Origin of the sequence: Bradyrhizobium sp. HKCCYLS3013 (assembly GCF_051167615.1) — a bacterium.
Classification (GTDB): Bacteria; Pseudomonadota; Alphaproteobacteria; order Rhizobiales; family Xanthobacteraceae; genus Bradyrhizobium.
The window spans coordinates 432,421-448,636 of the sequence record NZ_JBNPTK010000003.1; the positions used below are offsets into that span (position 1 = coordinate 432,421).

Consider the following 16,216-nt stretch of genomic DNA (forward strand, 5'->3'; position numbering starts at 1 on the left):
CTTTGACAGCACGGAGAATCCAGCTATCGTCGCAGGGTTTCCAACAAATCGGGGGACCCGATATGGACGACACTCCACTCTCTGATCCGACCGTGACCGAAACCAGCATGCCCGCCGAGGCGCCGAAGGATCCGGTGACCGCGACGGCACCCAAGGCCCGGCGAGCGGCCAAGAAGACCGCGAAGAAGACCTCCAAGACGGCTGCACCCAAGCGGGCCGCCGCCAAGGCCAAGAAGGTCGCGACCAAGAAGTCCGCCAAGAAGACTGCGAAGAAGACCGTGAAGAAGGCGGCCAAGAAAGCTGCGAAGAAGACGGCCAAGAAGGCCACAAAGAAAGCGGCCAAGAAGACGAAGAAGGCCAAGCGCTGATTCTGCCTGGCTCGGGACCGAAGGCGACTCGTCACCGTCGCTGATGGTCTTGGCGAAACAATCCAGTGCCCGGTAGTGGGGACGATCTGGCGCTGGATTGTTTCGTTTGTCGCCGTGCGGTTGGGGGCCGGGACCTCGCATCCGCGGCGCGACACGGCAAACGGTGATGCCGCGCGGATGCCGGACCGGCTTGCGGTCGGATTGCCGGCAGAGGTCTGCTTGGACAGAGCTTTCGTGCGGGCGGCGCCCTCACCAGACGTCAGGACAGGGGTCGACGATCTTCCAGAGTTCGATGCCGTTCTTGATCCGCTTCATCTCGGTGGTGAGCCCGCCGTTGCGCCGGATCCAGTCCTTCACCGAATCGGGGTAATAGGACATCAGCTCGGACGTCCCCTCCACGCTGGTGACCTTGATGCCGAACGTGAACGCCTTGTCGTAATAGGCCTGGTGGAAGCCGAGGCTGGCCCTGGGCGTGACGCAGATCCTGTTGAGCGGCACAAAGCCGAAGACGAGCGTGCAGGCGGAATTGCAGATGCCGTCGATGATGACGCGCTGACGCGTTTCCCTGACGCGCTTGTACTTGGCCTTGTACTCTTCGATGTAGCCACCGTGATCGCGCGTAATGTGCAAATCCGCACGCGCCGGGCTAGCGGCGACCAGCAGGAGCAAGACGCTTGGGATCAGGCGATTCATGGACAGGACGGCAAACCCGGTCTTTTCTGGCGCTGTCGCGACAACGCCTCGGGCCCAATGCGCGACGGCACTTGCCGGACCTTGTCATGGTCTTCTTAAGCACGCGGAAAAGGCCAAAAATTTGACGGATTGTCGCCTTTTGCGCACCCTTTCCGCCACTTCCGCGTTAGGCTATCAGCCGGACGGCCGGCCTTGACGTCGTTTTCCGGAGAAGAGAAAAGTCATGAGCAAGCTCGCATCCCTCGCCGCCGCCTTGATCGTGTCGATTGCCGCCCTGGTGCCCACCACGTCCGAGGCGCGCAGCCATCATCGGCATCACCGCCACCACTACGGGCTGCCCTACACCGTCAGCTTCCTGCACAATTATGGCCCCGGCCCGCTGCCCGGCACCTTTGCGTTCTATGACGGTCCTTCCACCAACCACTGCTACCAGAGCTCGGCCGCCTATATCGGCCAGGACCGACGCCGGCATCCCTGCTTCTGACGCCATCCAAGGACGCCCGGCCAGCTTCGGCAAACGACCGTTGATATCCGACAGAGGCTGGCCTTGCCCATCCAAGTCTGGTATCCCGGTCACGCGGGAGATTTGGCCCGCATCGCGCGCTCGTAGCTCAGCTGGATAGAGCATCGGATTTCGATTCCGAGGGTCGGGAGTTCGAATCTCTCCGAGCGCGCCAGGCCCGTCTTCGCCCCCCTTCACCCGCCATCGCCGACCAACACCGAAGCGCACGCTAACACCTTGTTGGATCGTGTTTTTTCGCGCTTTCGGTGACTGCAGCGTACGATCGGCGATCGTCGGCGAACTCCGCCAGGCCGTCCATTTGGCCATCCCTCGATCTGAGTTAGAATCCCCCTCACCTGAAACGCTGCATTTTTTCAGCGAAGGACAGGAGTTCGAATCTCCCATGCAGCTTCTAACTCAAAAGCCCGAGATCACTGCCAAGAACTATTTCTCCGTCGGGCCCGGTGAATACCCGTGCGGCAACAATCTCTACCTGATCGTCACCCCAAGTGGCGGCCGCCGCTGGACGTTCCGATACCAGCGCAACGGCATCGTCAAGAAGATGGGCTTCGGTTCGGCCAAGGAAACAGGCCTGAAGCTCTCCGAGGCCAGGGACAAGGCGATTGACGCGCTGCGGCTGCTGGCAAAGGGGACCGATCCGAGAGAGCACCGTGACGTCGAGAAACGCCGCACCCAGGGATCGCGCCAGTTCGGCGAATTCGCCGAGGAATGGCGGCGCACCTACGAGACCGGCATGAGGCACAAGGCCGCAAAAGCAAAGTTGAAGCGCATCGTGCAGGTCATCTGCCGTCCGCTCCACAAGCACTGGGTCCACGAGATCGAAACTGCCCATGTCGTCAATGTGCTCATGCCGATCTGGCAGCAGCCTGAGACCTCCCGCTGCGCTCGCCAGATCATCAAGAAGATTCTCGACGCAGCGATCGCCCACAACCTGCGACCGAAAGACAACCCGGCTGACTGGGCCAGCCGATTGCAACCGATCATGCCGAGGCAACGGCGGCGTGGCACGATACGGGGCGGCCACAAGGCGATGGACTACCAAGATCTCCCGGCGTTCATGCACAAGCTCAGCGCCATCTCGACGCAAAGCGCGCGGGCGCTCGAGGTCATCATCCTGACCTTGGGACGAACCGCCGAAGTTCAGAACATGCGCTGGGCGCAACTCGATCTCGATAACGGAATCTGGGATCTTGGCTTTCTCGGCACCAAGAACGAGCGGTTGAAGCGCACGCCGTTACCCCGGCAGACGCTGACCTATTTGCGCGAGGCTTACGACAGCCGCGTGAGTGACGAATTCGTGTTTCCAGGTCGCAGTCTGAAGCGACCGATGAGCAACATGACCATGCTCAAATATCTCAAGGAGCTCACCGGAGACGACTCCCTGACCGTGCACGGCTTCCGCACGACGTTTCGAACCTGGGCGCAGGAGCAGACCCACTTCGAGGAGGAAATCGTCGAGCATTGCCTGCACCACATCACAGGCGATGATGCCGAAAAGGCCTATAAGCGCGGCGAGGCCCTGAAGAAGCGACTGCATGTGATGCAGACATTCGCAGACTTCGCAACGCAACCACCAAGGAGCAATGTGACCCCGATGAAGGTCGCCTGAAAGTTCAGACTATCCCCTGCCCCGCCGAGGATGTCACAGCTCGGGCTGCTTGGTCGCGTCGGGCAGGCCTTCCAAGAAGGAGGCGAGATCCGCGCGCGTGATGATCGTACGCGTGCCATACTTTCGGATTCGCAGCCGCCCTTCTTTGATGGCCTTGTAAAGGGACGTTTGTCCCAGCGAAGACAGTAGCGCAGCCTCAGGAACGGTGAGGGCGAGCTTTTCCGCAGCGTTTCGAAGCATCGGTTCGCGCTTTGGCATCCAGGGGTGGTCTCGCCTCATTTGATTGCCGCGGCGACATCGAAGGCACGCAGATCAGACGGATGAAGGCTGAGCGAATGCCTGGCAACATCCGAAATCCCCTAGGCGGAGTTTCGGACGCGATTTCGTACAACTGGGATAGTTGAGAATCCTGACTGAATTAACTGGCAGCGAAGCGCGGATGCCGAGACCAGCTGAGAGGGCAGCCGCAGCGTCAACCTGGTTGGAGCCGATCCATTCGCTTCAGTCTCCTTAGCCCGCTCTGGGCCTTGCAGCGCATGTTCACGAGGAGGCATAGATCAGGACGATACACGGCATAGTTCCGGTTCGGCCCCTGGACCACCCCGCCGCCTCCCCCCAACGGTTTGGAGCTTCGTCACGTCACTGCGCGCAGCACAATCTGGGCGCCCCGCGACAGCCCGATCCGCTTACCTGCCTTTCGGCCGACCGCCATCCAGCAAATGTCGGTATCGGATCCGGATCTCTATGATCGCAAAGCGGTCGAGCTCACCCCGACTGTAGCGTTGACGCAACTCATCCCGCGCGGGGTCCGGGAGCGCGGCGATCAATTCCCAACCTTCAGCAACGTCGTCGAAGAGCGCGACAATCCCTGGATCAAGGCGAGCGTCATCTTGGAGCCCGGCCATCTGATCGCGCATCACGCCGATGGTTTCCGGCCGCCCCTCAAGAGGGAGGCCCGCCGGCAATGCAGATCTGTTTTTATATAGTTCTTTATAGGCAGGTCCCTCAGGGCCCTGCGGTGAGTCTTTATACGCAGGTCCCTTTTGGACCCGCGGAGCCGCAGGTCCCTTTCGACCCCGCGGACGCGCCGACTTATCCACAGGCGCCGGCACGTCACGGACGACGTAATCAATCTCACCGAACCGATGTCCGTCGACAATTCGTTGCGCTTCGCGGGTGACGTAGCCGGCGGCGATCAACTCTCGGAAGATGCGCTGGAGCTTCTTGCGGCCGACGAGGAGGGTTCGCCCGATATGATCGAGGCGGACGTGCCATTTGTGGGGACGCGACAAGAGATAGCCGAGAACGCCCTTGGCCTCGACCGAAAGGCGGGAATCCGCGAAGACCGCGTTCGGGACGATGGTAAACTGCGCCCTGTGCTCGCGGCGTACGATCGTCACTGGCGGCACACCGCCCAGGCGCGTCCGTCCAGATCGTTGCGAACTTCAGCCGGCCGACGGCCCAATTGCCCTACGCGATGACGTGCGAGGCTCTCACGAGGATACGTGCCGTTCAGGCGCTTGCAGGACCTCGCATTCGTCGGAGCGCGCAACTCGCGCTGGCAATGGCTGCACGACGACATAGGTCGATTGTGCCACAGCAACTCCGGGCTCGCATATCGCCGAGTCTTCGCTGTGCTACGCCGCTATGCGATCGACAGGTCGCGGGGGTCTGGGAGACGTAAGGGCGCCAACCAGAATGAGCGTCGCCAGTGCGAGGCTCGCCGTGCACCGCATGCAGTCCCCCAAAACCGGCCGCCCCTCTTCAGCCGACCGTCCCTCAAAGAGGCCGGCTCCCCTACTCTTCCAGGCCTTCTCCCACTCGATCAGTGCCGATTGTGATGTGATAGGACTGACTCAAGGCCGCGTTCTGTATCGCTAGAGCTCACAATGCGGGGCTCGCCGCCCTCGGCCGCCTGCGCCGCCTTAACGAGACGCCTGACCTGCCGTGCAGTGCCGGCCAGGGCACGTCCCTGGATCTCCCGGAGCTCCTCATCAGTCGCCGCAATGACGTCATCGCTGAGCGCCTGGAGCAGGCGTGCGAGTTCGAGACGGGGGTGCCAGCGTGTCATGGCGAGCTCCAATTCCGTTGGTGACGGAGCAGCGCGCGCCGCATTCGCCGACGCGCAGTATCGTAATCGATTTCCGAGATGCCATACGCCCGGCAGATGTCCCTGGCCGTGAGGCCGTTGGCCAGCCCGTCGATGATCTGCAACACGACTGGATCTCCTGCAAACAGCCGGAACACCTCGGCGAGCCCTGCGACCGCCACGGCGACGCGCTCGGGATCGGCCAGTTCGTCAACGGGATCGCTCGGGACGCCGTGCTGGCCGGGATCATCGCGGCTGATCAGTAGCCGTTGCTCGCTCCGAACGCGCCGCCAATAATCGTCGCAGAGGCTGCGCATGACCCCGGACAAGAAAGCCAGGATCGGCACACCCAGCGGCCAGACCCGCGATCCGTCGAGAACGCGGAGGATGGCCTCATGCAGAACGTCGGTCCAGCCGATTCCTCCGGGCAGCCCGCGGCTCCACAATTGCGCCAGAGCTTTCAGCCGCACCAGATCGGTCTCAGACAAGGCCTCGATCGCCGCCGCTGCATCGGCGACGGTGCGACCGGCGTTTGAGCCAACTCCAGGGGTGCCAATCGATCGTTCCATCACCCCTATTATGCGGCCGAGCAGATACGTTGCGGACAGCCTCGAGAAAATTTTTCCGCCGTGTCCGCCTACCGATCCGAGAGCCGCATCCCCTCCATGCTGAGAGGAGAGAACCGTGGATCAGATCGCAAAAGCACGCCGCTGGTATGCCGAGGACCTACGCTGCAAGACGCCAATTCTGCGCAACTCACACATCGTCGAGGCCTTCGGCGCCGTCGCGCGAGAGGCGTTTGTCGGCCAGGGTCCTTGGCGGATCATACCATACCCCTACCCTGAGCCGTTCATCACCCCTGACGACGATCCGAGTTGGCTCTATCACGACGTCCTGGTCTCGATCGACCCGAGCCGGAAGTTGAACAATGGGATGCCGAGCTTTTGGGCGCGCAATTTCGAGCACCTCGATATCGCCCGAGGCGAAAGGGTGCTGCAGATCGGAGCGGGCAGCGGCTACTATTCAGCCGTGCTCGCCGAAATCGTCGGGCCCTCTGGGCAGGTGACGGCGGTCGAAGTCGACCCGGCTCTCGCCGCTCGAGCCCACACCAACCTGAAGGGCTGGCCGCAGGTCCAGGTGATCTCGGGCGACGGCCGAGATGTCCATGCCGACGCGAGCGACCATGACGTGGTGATCGTGTTCGCAGGCTGCACGCACCCCGCTCCGCAATGGCTGGATGGCCTCGCCGACAACGGCCGGCTGCTGCTCCCGCTGACCAGCGAGGATTGGTCAGGCTTCCTGCTGCGCGTGGTCCGCCGCGGTGCCTCCTTCGAGGCCTCTTCGATCGGCGGAGTCAGCATCTTTCCCTGCGCAAACGGCCGCGATGAGGACGCCAGCCGCCGGCTGAGGAGCGCCCTCGAAAATTTGACGATGATGAATGTTCCAATCCAAGCACTCCACCGCGGCACTCCATCATCCACCGCGTCCGAGCGCGTCTGGTATCAAGCACCTGGCTTCTGGCTGGAGCGACAAGGGCCCGAGGTCGATGCGACCACACAGCAGGTCGAGGGCGGCAGCAGCGACACTGCCTGACGCGCGAACCGGTGAATTGGTCTCGCCTGGGCGGAACGCGTCAGCCGATCCCCTGGGGCACGACGGCCGCGATAGGACGTCATCCTCCGGCTTGAACACTGCGGAGCGGACGCGTCGACACGCGCCGCGCTCGGGTTGATGCAAGCATCGGCCGCAGCAGGGACAACGTCACGTCGCAACCGAGCCGCGGACCAGAGCTCCCTTGTCAACGAGACAAAGACCGTACGGCGCCCTCCCCGGCAGCGGACATGGCTTGGCAGAAGATCGTTCATCGAGGCCGCGGCGGACGCTACAAAACGGCCGATCCAAAGGCGGGATTCGCTTCCTCCTTGATCGGAAGCGACGGATGGCGCTCGGGTGATTGATTTGCCGCGCCTTTTCACGAGAACAGCCAGCCGGCGTGTTCTCTATCGCAGCTGAAAATCGGGTCGAACCAACGACATGCACCCGACCGCCGTCGGTGCTTTTATCTCGCCATCCAACCCGCACTCGTAAGCGTGCGGTCTCTGCACACCTTCCCCCTCGTGTGTGTTGTCGTTCCATTTCGGGCTCTCTGCTGCTCTGGAGAATCTACGGTGGGACCGAAACACTTCCAAAACATAGCGCGCCGCGAATGGTGTTCGCTGCACATCAAAGCAAGGCGTCGCAGCGGTCTCGGGATCCGCAAATACTCCCAGCAACAACGTCTCACCGAGACCGCCTCGCGGCCTTCGCGAAGCGGCTGACCGGACAACGAGATGCGTTTGAGCTCAAGAAATATCAGACCGAACTGCGCCGCGAGCGCGCCCAAGAAGAACGAGAAAAGGCGCTCCGAAAGAAGAAGCAGCGCAGGTTCACGATCACCTCAGTTGTACGCAATCGGCCGTCGCAGGCGTTCTGGGCGATGCATGTCGAGGCGCTGAACTGGAGCGAAATGGAGCTCCGCGCCTATGCCGCGGCGATACAGCTGTCGCCGCATTCGCTGCGCAAATGGCGCGACCAACTGGCCGCTAGCGAGGTCACGATCGACTGGCGCGCCATCTTCACCCCTCCGCCCGTCCGGCCGTTAGCACTGGTGCTAGGAACTCTCAGCCCGAACGCTGCTTGACAGCCGCCGAAATCGGCGATCCGGCGGCGCCGCTGGCACCGGTTCGGCGCTTCTTCAGCGACGAGGAAAAGCTAGCGATCGCGAAGGAAGCCGAGCTACCAGGCGCCAAGGTCTCTGCCGTCGCGCGCAAGCATGGGATTGTCACCGGGCTGCTGTTCCGCTGGCGCGCGCAGTTCGGCATCGCGCAAAAGAAGCGCTCCAGGCTCGCCCATGTCGTCCTGCCCGACGACATGCCCGCCGCACGCGCCCTGCGCGATCTCGTACGTCCGCCGGAGGGCATGATGGCCGTCGACCTCCAAGATGGACGGCGCGTCTTCGCTCCCGCCGGCAGCGATCCGGATGCCGTGCGAGCGCAGATCGAGAGCAAAGAGGCCGCACAATGATGTTCGTTCCCGCAGGCGTGAAAGTGCACCTGGCACTCGGCTACACCGACATGCGCAAGGGCATGGACGGCCTTACAATGCTGGTCCAGGACACGCTGAAGAAGGATCCGTTCTCCGGCCATCTGTTTGCCTTCCGCGGCAATAAGGCATCGATCTTGAAGGTCCTGTTCTGGGACGGAAACGGGCTTTGTCTGTTCACCAAACGCATAGACCAGGGCGACTTCGTGTGGCCGGTGATGGCGGGTTATGATGGCTCGATCACCCTCACGCCAGCGCAGCTCTCGATGCTGATCGAAGGCATCGATTGGCGCGCGACAGAACGCGTATGGAAGCCAGCGATTGCAGGATGATTTGCAAAAACTGGTGCTGAACTGAGTTGCGATTCTTCTACGAGGAAGCCGGTTCGAGTACCATCGGACATGCAGCTTGATCTCACCAATCTCTCCTCCGATCCTGAGCTTCTGCAGCGCCTGGTGCGCGACATTGCTGCTGCGATCGACCATCGCGACACCGAGATCGAACGTCTCAAGTCCATCATCAAACAGCTGCAGCGAATGCAGTTCGGCCGCAGCTCCGAGCGCATCGATTCCGACCAGCTTGCACTCGGTCTGGAGGATCTCGACAGCGACATCGGCCGCGTCGAAGAAGCGCAACCGAAAGTCACTCCGGAAGCCAAATCTCCGCCGCGACGTCGTGCGCTGCCTGATCATCTGCCACGCGAAGACGTTCTGCTTGACGTACAAGACCGGGTCTACGGCTGCTGTGGCGGTGCTCTCCATCTGATCGGTGAGAGCGTCAGCGAGATGCTGGATTGGGTACCAGCTCAGCTTCGCGTCCTGCGAACGACCAGACCCAAATACGCTTGCCGAGCCTGCAAAAAGGTCGTGCAAGCCGGTGCGCCCGAGCGGTTGATCGCTGGCGGTCTGGCGACGCCAGCGCTGCTCGCCCACGTGTTGATCAGCAAGTACTGCGATCACCTTCCGCTCTATCGGCAGTCGCAGATCTTCGACCGTCATGGCGTCGATCTCTGCCGCTCGACGCTCGCTGGCTGGGTTGGCGGGGCGTGCTGGTGGCTCGAGGCCTTGCACGAACGGCTGTGCAAGAACGTATTCGCCTCCAACCATCTCTTTGCCGATGACACGCCGATCCCAGTACTCGATCCTGGCCGCGGACGAACCAAGACGGGACGGCTTTGGGTGTACGCGCGTGAGCAACGGCCCTGGAGCGGCCCCGAACCTCCGGCTGCCATCTATTTGTTCGCTCCGGATCGCAAGGCAGAGCGACCGGTCGCACATCTTGCCGCCTTCAAGGGCATCCTGCATGTCGACGGATATGCTGGCTTCGAGCAGCTGGCCGACGAGGAGGGTATCACGCTCGCAGCTTGTTGGAGCCACTCGCGACGCAAGTTCTACGATGTGGCCGAAGCCACGGCGTCTCCCGCGGCAACAGAAGCCCTGCGCCGGATCGGCGAGCTCTATGCCATCGAGGCGCGCATCCGCGGCCAGTCGCCGGCCACCCGACTTGCCGAACGCAGGACGTTCTCCAAGCCGATCGTCGACGCGCTGAATGTCTGGTTCGATGCCCAGCTCCGCCTGGTCTCCGGCCGCAGCACGCTGGCTGAGGCGATCCGCTATGCGCTCTCGCGCTGGCACGGACTTACACGCTTCCTGAACGACGGCCGGATTGAGCTCGACACCAATCCGGTCGAACGGGCGATCCGTCCTGTCACGCTCGGTCGCAAGAACCACCTGTTCGCCGGCAGCGACGGTGGCGGACATCGTTGGGCGGTCATTAGCTCGCTGATCACGACATGCAAGCTGAATGACGTCGAGCCCTACGGCTACCTGCGAGACGTACTGCAGCGGATGATCGATGGACATCCCGCCAACCGTCTCGACGAATTGCTGCCGTGGAGCTGGAAGCTGACTGATCATGTCAAGCCCTGAGGCATGTGCGGCGGCCGGACGCTTACGGCCCGGTGGTCTGCCTCTCTGCCACGATCGTCTTCGTCGCTTTCGCCATCGGTGCTCTCCATCCTCATCGTCAAAAACACGTCTGAAGCGCAGCCTGATCTGCAGCTCGTTGACAGCGAGGAGTCCCAGTGCGCCGTGCAGCTTTCCGCGCTCAGCGACGGCATCGCGCTGCTGCACGATGGCAGCAGCATAGCCGTTGCGGCGCAATTTTCCATCGGTCTGACGGAGCCACGCCACAGGCAATTTTGCGCGATCGCGCCGTCCCTTCGGACACCGCCTCGCAGGCAAGATAGCGTGCGTTCCGCCGTCTTGGATCTGCACCGGTCCTCATCCGCTGACAGCGGAGCTCCATCACTTCGCGCGTCGTCCGCGACGCCCGTTCGTTGCTGCCGGGCTGTTGCTACGATTCATGCCAGCGCGCCCAGCAACCTGCGGTCCTTGCGCTTCGCATGCGCGGCAGCGTCGGCGGTGCTGACGGCCTGATCGCCGCAATACGTCGTGCCGTCGCACCGCATCGCGTGCATGATCACGGCGAGTTTGCCCGCCACCGCAACCACCGCCTTGCGGTGTCCAGACCGCCTGGCAACCGCCAGTCCCCAGGTCTTCACCTTGTCGCGACGCTTGAAGCGCGTCAGCAGCGCGCTCGCTGCCTCGTAGAACGCGCGCCGCACATCGGCGTCGCCCGCCTTGCTGATCCGCCCCTGCACATCGATCGAGGTGCCCGACTGCCAGCGCCGCGACGTCAGGCCAAAATACGCCGCGACATCGCGTGACCGCCGAAAGCGCGACGGATCGTCGATCGCCGTCATGAAGCTCAGCGCGGCGATCGGCCCGACGCCTGGAATCTGCATGAAGCGCCGGCACAGCTCGTGTCCGGCGACCAGCTTGACGACCAGGCCGTGCAGCCGACAGTACTCCTTCCACAGCGCCGCTCGGGCATTGAGCATGGCATCGATCAGCTCGCTGATTAGCGCGTCGCCGGCCACCGCGTCGCGCACGGCTTGCGCAAAGCCGCCGCGGCCGACGCGGTTGAGCCGGATGCCGAACGCCTTCAAGGAGTGCCGGATCGCGTTCTCGATATCGAGGAATTTGCGCTTGAGATTGCGTCGATGCGTCAGCAGCAGGCGCAGCCGGTAGCATGGCGCGGTCTTGATGTGCGCGCGCCGGAACCAGCCAGTGCGCATGATGTGCGCGATCCCGAGCGCGTCCGCACGGTCGGTCTTGTTGCGCTGCGCATGCAGCGCGGCGCGCACGTGCTGGGTCTCCAGACAGATCGCCGGCAGGCCAAGACGCAGCAATTCTGGGTGCAGCCACGGCGACAGCGCGCCGGCCTCGTGGGCGACCCGCCGCAGCCGGCCGAGATACGGCGACAGTGCGCCCTTGATCGCGTCCGGGTCGGTCATCGCCGCGACCTCCAGCAGCACTTCGCCCCTATCGTCGACCACGCAGATCGCGGTCTGATCCATGCCGACATCCAGTCCGCAGAAGAACTCCATGGCGCGCCTCCTGTGTTGGTGAGAGCGCGCATTCTGCATGGCCGCCGCCGTCGCGTCAGCAGCTGGACGGTCAGGCCGATTACGGACGGCAATCGGCCTCTGCCCTCTTCTCATCTGCTCTTCCGACAAAGATTCCTGTCGGATTATTGCTAAGAGGCTAACGGTCGAACCGCCAAGAATAGGCCGGCAGTTAGATTTCCGTGGCGAGAGCTCACCACCATCGGTCGGCGGAGATATTGTTCAATTGTGACCATCATCCCGCTTCTGATCTGCACCAGAGGTGCATAGGGTGTGAAAATTCCTTCCCTTCTCTTCCTTAAGCCTTCGCCTAGCTTCTCGTTTTCTTGCACGCTCTGTGAACCAACCCAACCTCAGCCACCAGCATGCATTCCTCCTGCGATCGACGGATCGAGACGGCCACTTTGAAGCTGCCAACTCGCTGCCGTCCAACTGCGGAATTCACGCACTCTGGTTGCAGAAGAATGAACGAAATTTCCTTCCACGGCTGCACGTCCAAGAGGATCTCTCGGCACTCCTGCTGCAGATCGACCGCACTTGGTGGCGCTGACTTGCGCACATCATCGCCAAACCGACAGCGTTGAGCGAAGGGAAACGAAACCCTCAAAAGACCAGGGTTTAAGGCCAGCGTGTTGACGGTGGCGCTTCGACTCGCACTCTACGCACCTGCAGTGGCTGAAGTGTCGTCCGCAGCCGCCCGCGCGGCGGTGTGCCCAGGGTAGCGTGACGATCGTCATTCCATTCGGAGAGCCGTCGCAGGGCGCCAGCCGCCTGCCCCAGCTTGCCGCCACACTGGATTGGGCGAGGCGCAGCCGACCCGCGCTCAAGCTGCTGGTGGCGGAAGCCGCGCCCCGCCCCGTGGCCGGCGACCTATGCCGGGAGCACGGCGTCGCACACGTCTTCGTGCAGACTCCACCGGGACCGTTTCACAAGACTCGCGCCCTGAATCATGGTGTACGGGTCGCCGACACCAGCCACGTCCTGTTCCTAGACGCCGACCTGTTGCTTCCGCCCGATTTCGTGGCCGATGCACTGCTGGAAGCCGAGCGCCGCGGGCTAGATGGGCTGACGCCTTGGCGCACGATCCTGTTCCTCTCGGAGGCCGACAGCCTCGCGGTGATGCGCGGCGAGCGCCAGCCGCAAGCCTGCCAGCCGATCGCGCGCTTCACGTCAACCGGAACAAACAGGGCGGGCGCAGTGCTGGTGAGCAGCCGTCTCATCGCCCAGTTCGGCGGAATGATCGAACCTTCCAGGGATGGGGCGGCGAGGACAACGGCTTCGCTGCAAAGCTGGAACGTCTTGGCCGAGCCGGTGTGACGCAATCGCCGGTGCAGCACCTCTATCATCTTTACCATGAACTCTCGGCCCTGGACCGGGCGGCGGCCGCTGCGGCAAATCCCCACCACTCGGAGAACGTCGCGCTGCTGGCCCGCGTCAGATCGTTGCGAACCGCGGGGCATTTTTGCGCTACTTTTCCGTGAAGGAGCGACTCGAGTCGCTTGATTGACCGCGCGGGCCACGCCGTAGCGATCTTCGCGCGAGTGGTATTATATTATGATGCGGGAGGCTAGACAATCGACGACTAACCTTCCGGTGAGATGGCGTCAGGAAGCCCTGCGGGCCTTCGCCGCGCGTGAAGATTCCGAGCGAGGACGCCGCGACAGCTGGCGATGACCTCGAATTCGTGCCGGAGTCTAGCTATTTCCGCGTCCGGCTTTTGGCGATGCGACTCGCCGAAGGCGGTGAGTATTTTGTTGATTACCTTCCTCTGGGCGTTTGTGTTGCAGAATACACCTATGGACCGGAGCGCAGCCACGTTCCGTTGATCCTCAGCAACGAAACCGTCAAGCAAATGCCGGCGGACATGGGCGGTCAACCGGGGCATGTGAATTTGCCGATCGTGCGACGCGCGCCGTGAAGCAGGACAACGTCGCGTTATTCGTCGGACTGTTCCGGATGCCGTATACCGACATTGCCCGGTCGGTCCTGCAACTCGCCGCGGATGTCTCCGCGGAAGTTGGGGGAGCTGCTTTCAGTACGGGGGCTCGCGTTGCGAGCAAACTTTTTGTCAGAGTGGCAGCTATCTTTTCGCTCAGCACCGCCCAGCAACGCCTCGCATTTTTCGACGGCATGGCGCTGTCGAAAAGCGGCTATCTGCTCGTTTCCGGACCGTTGCCTCCGAACATGACAGCAAACGATCTCGTGGTTGCGGACAATCAGTTGCGCTTGAACCGCGATCCGAAGGGGCGCGCCCTAAATGGCTTTGATTATTGCTTGTTAGCGACCGAGTAGTGCGGAAGCTTGTTTGCTCCCATCGAGAACAAGCCGGCGAGATCGATGCTTGGTTCGCTGGCCGGGCTGCCGTTTCACGAACGCTAGCGCGGCGTCAGCGCCCTGATCGCGCAGCGCAATACAGCCGACGCCGAGCAGGCTCTGCTGACGCTGAAGGCCGAGGTGATTGCGTCACCAGATCTGACGGAGGAAGATCGCCAAATTGAGATCGGGGGCTACGACGTGGCTTACACTCAGTATGAGCAGCAACTGATCGGCAAGGTGGGAGAAACGGCCACTCGAGGATGTCGCAGCGGCACAGCGGTGAAGGGATTGAAAGCGGTGGCCACGGCTCGGAAGAAACGAGGTGATAAGGGCACCAGGAACACGCTTGATGCGATCGCCCTGAAACTTTAAAGCGCCCAGGCTGGAGGGAGGCAGCTCGTTGATGGAGACACGGACGACCTATTGGCAGAAGCCTTCTTAGGGCTACGCACGCCGATGGCGACTGCACGATCGCAAGGCGTTCGGGCAGCAACTTTGGCCACCGTGTTGTCGGTTGGACAAGCAAAGAGTTGAAGATCGGCTCTGGATCCCGATCGGGAAACCAAACAATTAGCTCCAACAAGAGGATCGAGCGAGCGATCCTGGACCACTGTTCACACCCAACGAGCACAAGCGTCCCGGCCGATTACCCAAACTCGCCGCAAGGGGGGACGGGAAAAACTCGGCCTCCGCTCCTTTGGGCGGTGGACGTTGCGCCGAGAACCTCCCAAGAACGATGAAACCAAGTCCAGGACTTATTCTGGGACTTTTGGACCGGAAATCTCAGATTGTTCGGGTTTTTGTTCGATTTTCGTGCTCGGTCGAGAAGCCGGGGACGGACTAAAAACCCGCCTGCATCGGTCCGGCATAGGTCGCAAGATGCGCCTCTGGATGGGTGCCGGAGCGGTCGGGCGAGTAGAAGAACAAGGCGGCCGGCGGCGCATGCCAGGCGAAGGGCCGATCGTCGCGCACATAGGTCCAGACGCGCCCCGTACGCGTCTTGCCCCTGGCCAGAACCGGCACCGTGGTGTCGTCGGCATGGATGCGCTCGGCAGCGAGGACATGCGCCTTGATCGCCTCGGCCAGCGGCATCAATGTCGCGGCCGCCGCGCCGACCCAGTCGGCCGGCGTCGAGACACCCAGCGTCACGCCCTCATGCGCGCAGGTCATGCTCTGCCGGTTGAGCGGCAGGTGCAATCAGTATATGGCGAACAGGGTGTGCGCCAGCAAGCGCGGCCCGGCGCGTCCCCGCGAGATCGGACGAAACGGCGCTGGCGGTTGCGTGATCGCCTCGCAGGCGCGGCATGAGAACTTCTCGCGCACGTGCTGGATCACCTTTCACTGCCGCGGCACGAGCTCCAGCCTCTCCGTCACGTCCTCGCCGTTCTTGCGCAGCCTGTCGCCGCCGCAGCACGGGCAATTGGTTGGCGCCGGATGCACGATGCGCTTGCGCGGCAGATGTCCGGGCAGCGGCCGACGTGCTGGGCGCCGGCGTTTTGCGCGCACGGCTTGGATCGCAGCCTGCCACGGGTGCAAAGCCAACGCTCGTTCATCCGAACAGAATGAGGCCTTGCATGCAGCCGACGCCGGCGTCGTAGTCCCAATTAGTTGATCACCATGAAAACACTCAATTAATACTTGCGGAGCCGCTCTCCGTGGCGATGAGCCAAACGGTCGAGCGGCCAATTCATAACATCTTTGGCCTACTCAGCCGCCTATCCTAATTTTGGCGACTCGTTGGCGACCCAACAGCCTCGCGCGCCGCTTACTGCACCTTGACCGTGATGGAAATGCAGGACTCGTTGATGCAAACCTGGGCGAAGAAAGGACTGTTCTTGGTGAACTTCACCCGCGCATCGGCCGGCAACTCCACGTTTCGGCTCATCAAATAGCCTTTGGCGTCCGCCATCGCGCGCTCGAAGTCCGGTGTGCCATCGAGTTCGGACATGAGCAATTCGCTGAGAGCATCAGCAAAGGTTTCATTTTCCGCAAGGAAATTGGCGAGTGTCTTTGCGTCCTGTGTGGTTTCCTTGACCCGTGTCCGGGCTAATTCCCTCGAATTGGCCAT

General features: G+C 62.4%; 18 protein-coding genes, 1 tRNA gene and 1 pseudogene. 13 read left to right on the forward strand and 7 right to left on the reverse strand.

What is annotated here, in order from left to right:
* Nucleotides 1-62 precede the first annotated feature (62 nt).
* Nucleotides 63-368 (forward strand): histone, encoded by a 306-nt coding sequence (locus ACQR1F_RS08720; RefSeq protein ID WP_434900230.1) that lies wholly within the window; start codon nucleotides 63-65, stop codon nucleotides 366-368.
* Between the two features lie 249 nt (nucleotides 369-617).
* Here ACQR1F_RS08720 and ACQR1F_RS08725 read toward each other — a convergent pair whose 3' ends face one another.
* Nucleotides 618-1,061 carry a hypothetical protein gene (locus ACQR1F_RS08725; protein WP_315804890.1) on the reverse strand — a complete coding sequence of 148 codons (444 nt, stop codon included), beginning with the start codon at nucleotides 1,059-1,061 and terminating at the stop codon, nucleotides 618-620.
* A 223-nt stretch (nucleotides 1,062-1,284) separates the two neighbouring features.
* Here ACQR1F_RS08725 and ACQR1F_RS08730 point away from each other — a divergent pair, with 223 nt between their 5' ends.
* From ACQR1F_RS08730 to ACQR1F_RS08740, 3 genes are all read left to right on the forward strand, one after another.
* Entirely contained in the window at nucleotides 1,285-1,545 is a 261-nt protein-coding gene (locus ACQR1F_RS08730; protein WP_316182112.1) for a hypothetical protein, read from the forward strand.
* Between the two features lie 116 nt (nucleotides 1,546-1,661).
* Nucleotides 1,662-1,738: transfer RNA gene (locus ACQR1F_RS08735), tRNA-Arg, on the forward strand.
* A gap of 228 nt (nucleotides 1,739-1,966) precedes the next feature.
* Nucleotides 1,967-3,193, forward strand: a complete 1,227-nt coding sequence (locus ACQR1F_RS08740; RefSeq protein ID WP_434912842.1) for a tyrosine-type recombinase/integrase — start codon at nucleotides 1,967-1,969, stop codon at nucleotides 3,191-3,193.
* 33 nt (nucleotides 3,194-3,226) lie between these two features.
* Here the strand turns inward: ACQR1F_RS08740 and ACQR1F_RS08745 are convergent, their stop codons facing one another.
* The 3 genes from ACQR1F_RS08745 to ACQR1F_RS08755 all read right to left on the reverse strand — a co-directional run bounded on the left by ACQR1F_RS08745 (nucleotide 3,227) and on the right by ACQR1F_RS08755 (nucleotide 5,851).
* Nucleotides 3,227-3,451 (reverse strand): helix-turn-helix domain-containing protein, encoded by a 225-nt coding sequence (locus ACQR1F_RS08745; protein WP_012044950.1) that lies wholly within the window; start codon nucleotides 3,449-3,451, stop codon nucleotides 3,227-3,229.
* Nucleotides 3,452-3,879: 428 nt separating this feature from the next.
* Nucleotides 3,880-4,593 carry a hypothetical protein gene (locus ACQR1F_RS08750; protein WP_434912843.1) on the reverse strand — a complete coding sequence of 238 codons (714 nt, stop codon included), beginning with the start codon at nucleotides 4,591-4,593 and terminating at the stop codon, nucleotides 3,880-3,882.
* A gap of 667 nt (nucleotides 4,594-5,260) precedes the next feature.
* Entirely contained in the window at nucleotides 5,261-5,851 is a 591-nt protein-coding gene (locus tag ACQR1F_RS08755) for an RNA polymerase sigma factor (protein ID WP_434912844.1), read from the reverse strand.
* A gap of 115 nt (nucleotides 5,852-5,966) precedes the next feature.
* Between ACQR1F_RS08755 and ACQR1F_RS08760 the strand changes: the two genes are divergently transcribed.
* The 5 genes from ACQR1F_RS08760 (at nucleotide 5,967) to tnpC (ACQR1F_RS08780) (ending at nucleotide 10,291) form a co-directional block, all read left to right on the forward strand.
* Nucleotides 5,967-6,875, forward strand: a complete 909-nt coding sequence (locus tag ACQR1F_RS08760) for a protein-L-isoaspartate O-methyltransferase family protein (protein ID WP_434912845.1) — start codon at nucleotides 5,967-5,969, stop codon at nucleotides 6,873-6,875.
* Nucleotides 6,876-7,488: 613 nt separating this feature from the next.
* Nucleotides 7,489-7,962 carry a hypothetical protein gene (locus ACQR1F_RS08765; RefSeq protein ID WP_434912846.1) on the forward strand — a complete coding sequence of 158 codons (474 nt, stop codon included), beginning with the start codon at nucleotides 7,489-7,491 and terminating at the stop codon, nucleotides 7,960-7,962.
* Entirely contained in the window at nucleotides 7,959-8,345 is a 387-nt protein-coding gene (gene tnpA, locus ACQR1F_RS08770; RefSeq protein ID WP_434912847.1) for an IS66-like element accessory protein TnpA, read from the forward strand. Before ACQR1F_RS08765 ends, tnpA begins: the two co-directional genes overlap by 4 nt.
* Nucleotides 8,342-8,695, forward strand: a complete 354-nt coding sequence (gene tnpB, locus ACQR1F_RS08775) for an IS66 family insertion sequence element accessory protein TnpB (protein WP_434912848.1) — start codon at nucleotides 8,342-8,344, stop codon at nucleotides 8,693-8,695. Before tnpA ends, tnpB begins: the two co-directional genes overlap by 4 nt.
* A 69-nt stretch (nucleotides 8,696-8,764) precedes the next feature.
* On the forward strand, nucleotides 8,765-10,291 hold the full coding sequence (gene tnpC / locus ACQR1F_RS08780; protein ID WP_434912849.1) for an IS66 family transposase: 1,527 nt from the start codon (nucleotides 8,765-8,767) through the stop codon (nucleotides 10,289-10,291).
* 434 nt (nucleotides 10,292-10,725) lie between these two features.
* Here tnpC (ACQR1F_RS08780) and ACQR1F_RS08785 read toward each other — a convergent pair whose 3' ends face one another.
* A complete protein-coding gene (locus ACQR1F_RS08785; RefSeq protein ID WP_434912850.1) occupies nucleotides 10,726-11,814 on the reverse strand; it encodes an IS110 family transposase in 1,089 nt (362 codons plus the stop codon).
* 741 nt (nucleotides 11,815-12,555) lie between these two features.
* On the opposite strand from ACQR1F_RS08785, the gene ACQR1F_RS08790 reads away from it, so the two are divergent.
* The 4 genes from ACQR1F_RS08790 to ACQR1F_RS08805 all read left to right on the forward strand — a co-directional run bounded on the left by ACQR1F_RS08790 (nucleotide 12,556) and on the right by ACQR1F_RS08805 (nucleotide 14,520).
* The gene (locus ACQR1F_RS08790; RefSeq protein WP_434912851.1) at nucleotides 12,556-13,149 is read left to right on the forward strand and encodes a glycosyltransferase; all 594 of its coding nucleotides are present in this window, start codon (nucleotides 12,556-12,558) and stop codon (nucleotides 13,147-13,149) included.
* Nucleotides 13,150-13,465: 316 nt separating this feature from the next.
* Nucleotides 13,466-13,750 carry a hypothetical protein gene (locus tag ACQR1F_RS08795; RefSeq protein WP_434912852.1) on the forward strand — a complete coding sequence of 95 codons (285 nt, stop codon included), beginning with the start codon at nucleotides 13,466-13,468 and terminating at the stop codon, nucleotides 13,748-13,750.
* Nucleotides 13,747-14,124: a hypothetical protein gene (locus ACQR1F_RS08800; RefSeq protein ID WP_434912853.1), complete on the forward strand. Its 378-nt coding sequence runs from the start codon at nucleotides 13,747-13,749 to the stop codon at nucleotides 14,122-14,124. Before ACQR1F_RS08795 ends, ACQR1F_RS08800 begins: the two co-directional genes overlap by 4 nt.
* A gap of 162 nt (nucleotides 14,125-14,286) precedes the next feature.
* Entirely contained in the window at nucleotides 14,287-14,520 is a 234-nt protein-coding gene (locus ACQR1F_RS08805; RefSeq protein ID WP_434912854.1) for a hypothetical protein, read from the forward strand.
* A gap of 477 nt (nucleotides 14,521-14,997) precedes the next feature.
* Here the strand turns inward: ACQR1F_RS08805 and tnpC (ACQR1F_RS08810) are convergent.
* Both tnpC (ACQR1F_RS08810) and ACQR1F_RS08815 read right to left on the reverse strand, forming a co-directional pair.
* Nucleotides 14,998-15,702, reverse strand: a pseudogene (tnpC, locus tag ACQR1F_RS08810) (IS66 family transposase); the annotation flags it as partial.
* A 211-nt stretch (nucleotides 15,703-15,913) separates the two neighbouring features.
* Nucleotides 15,914-16,216 (reverse strand): hypothetical protein, encoded by a 303-nt coding sequence (locus ACQR1F_RS08815; RefSeq protein WP_434912855.1) that lies wholly within the window; start codon nucleotides 16,214-16,216, stop codon nucleotides 15,914-15,916.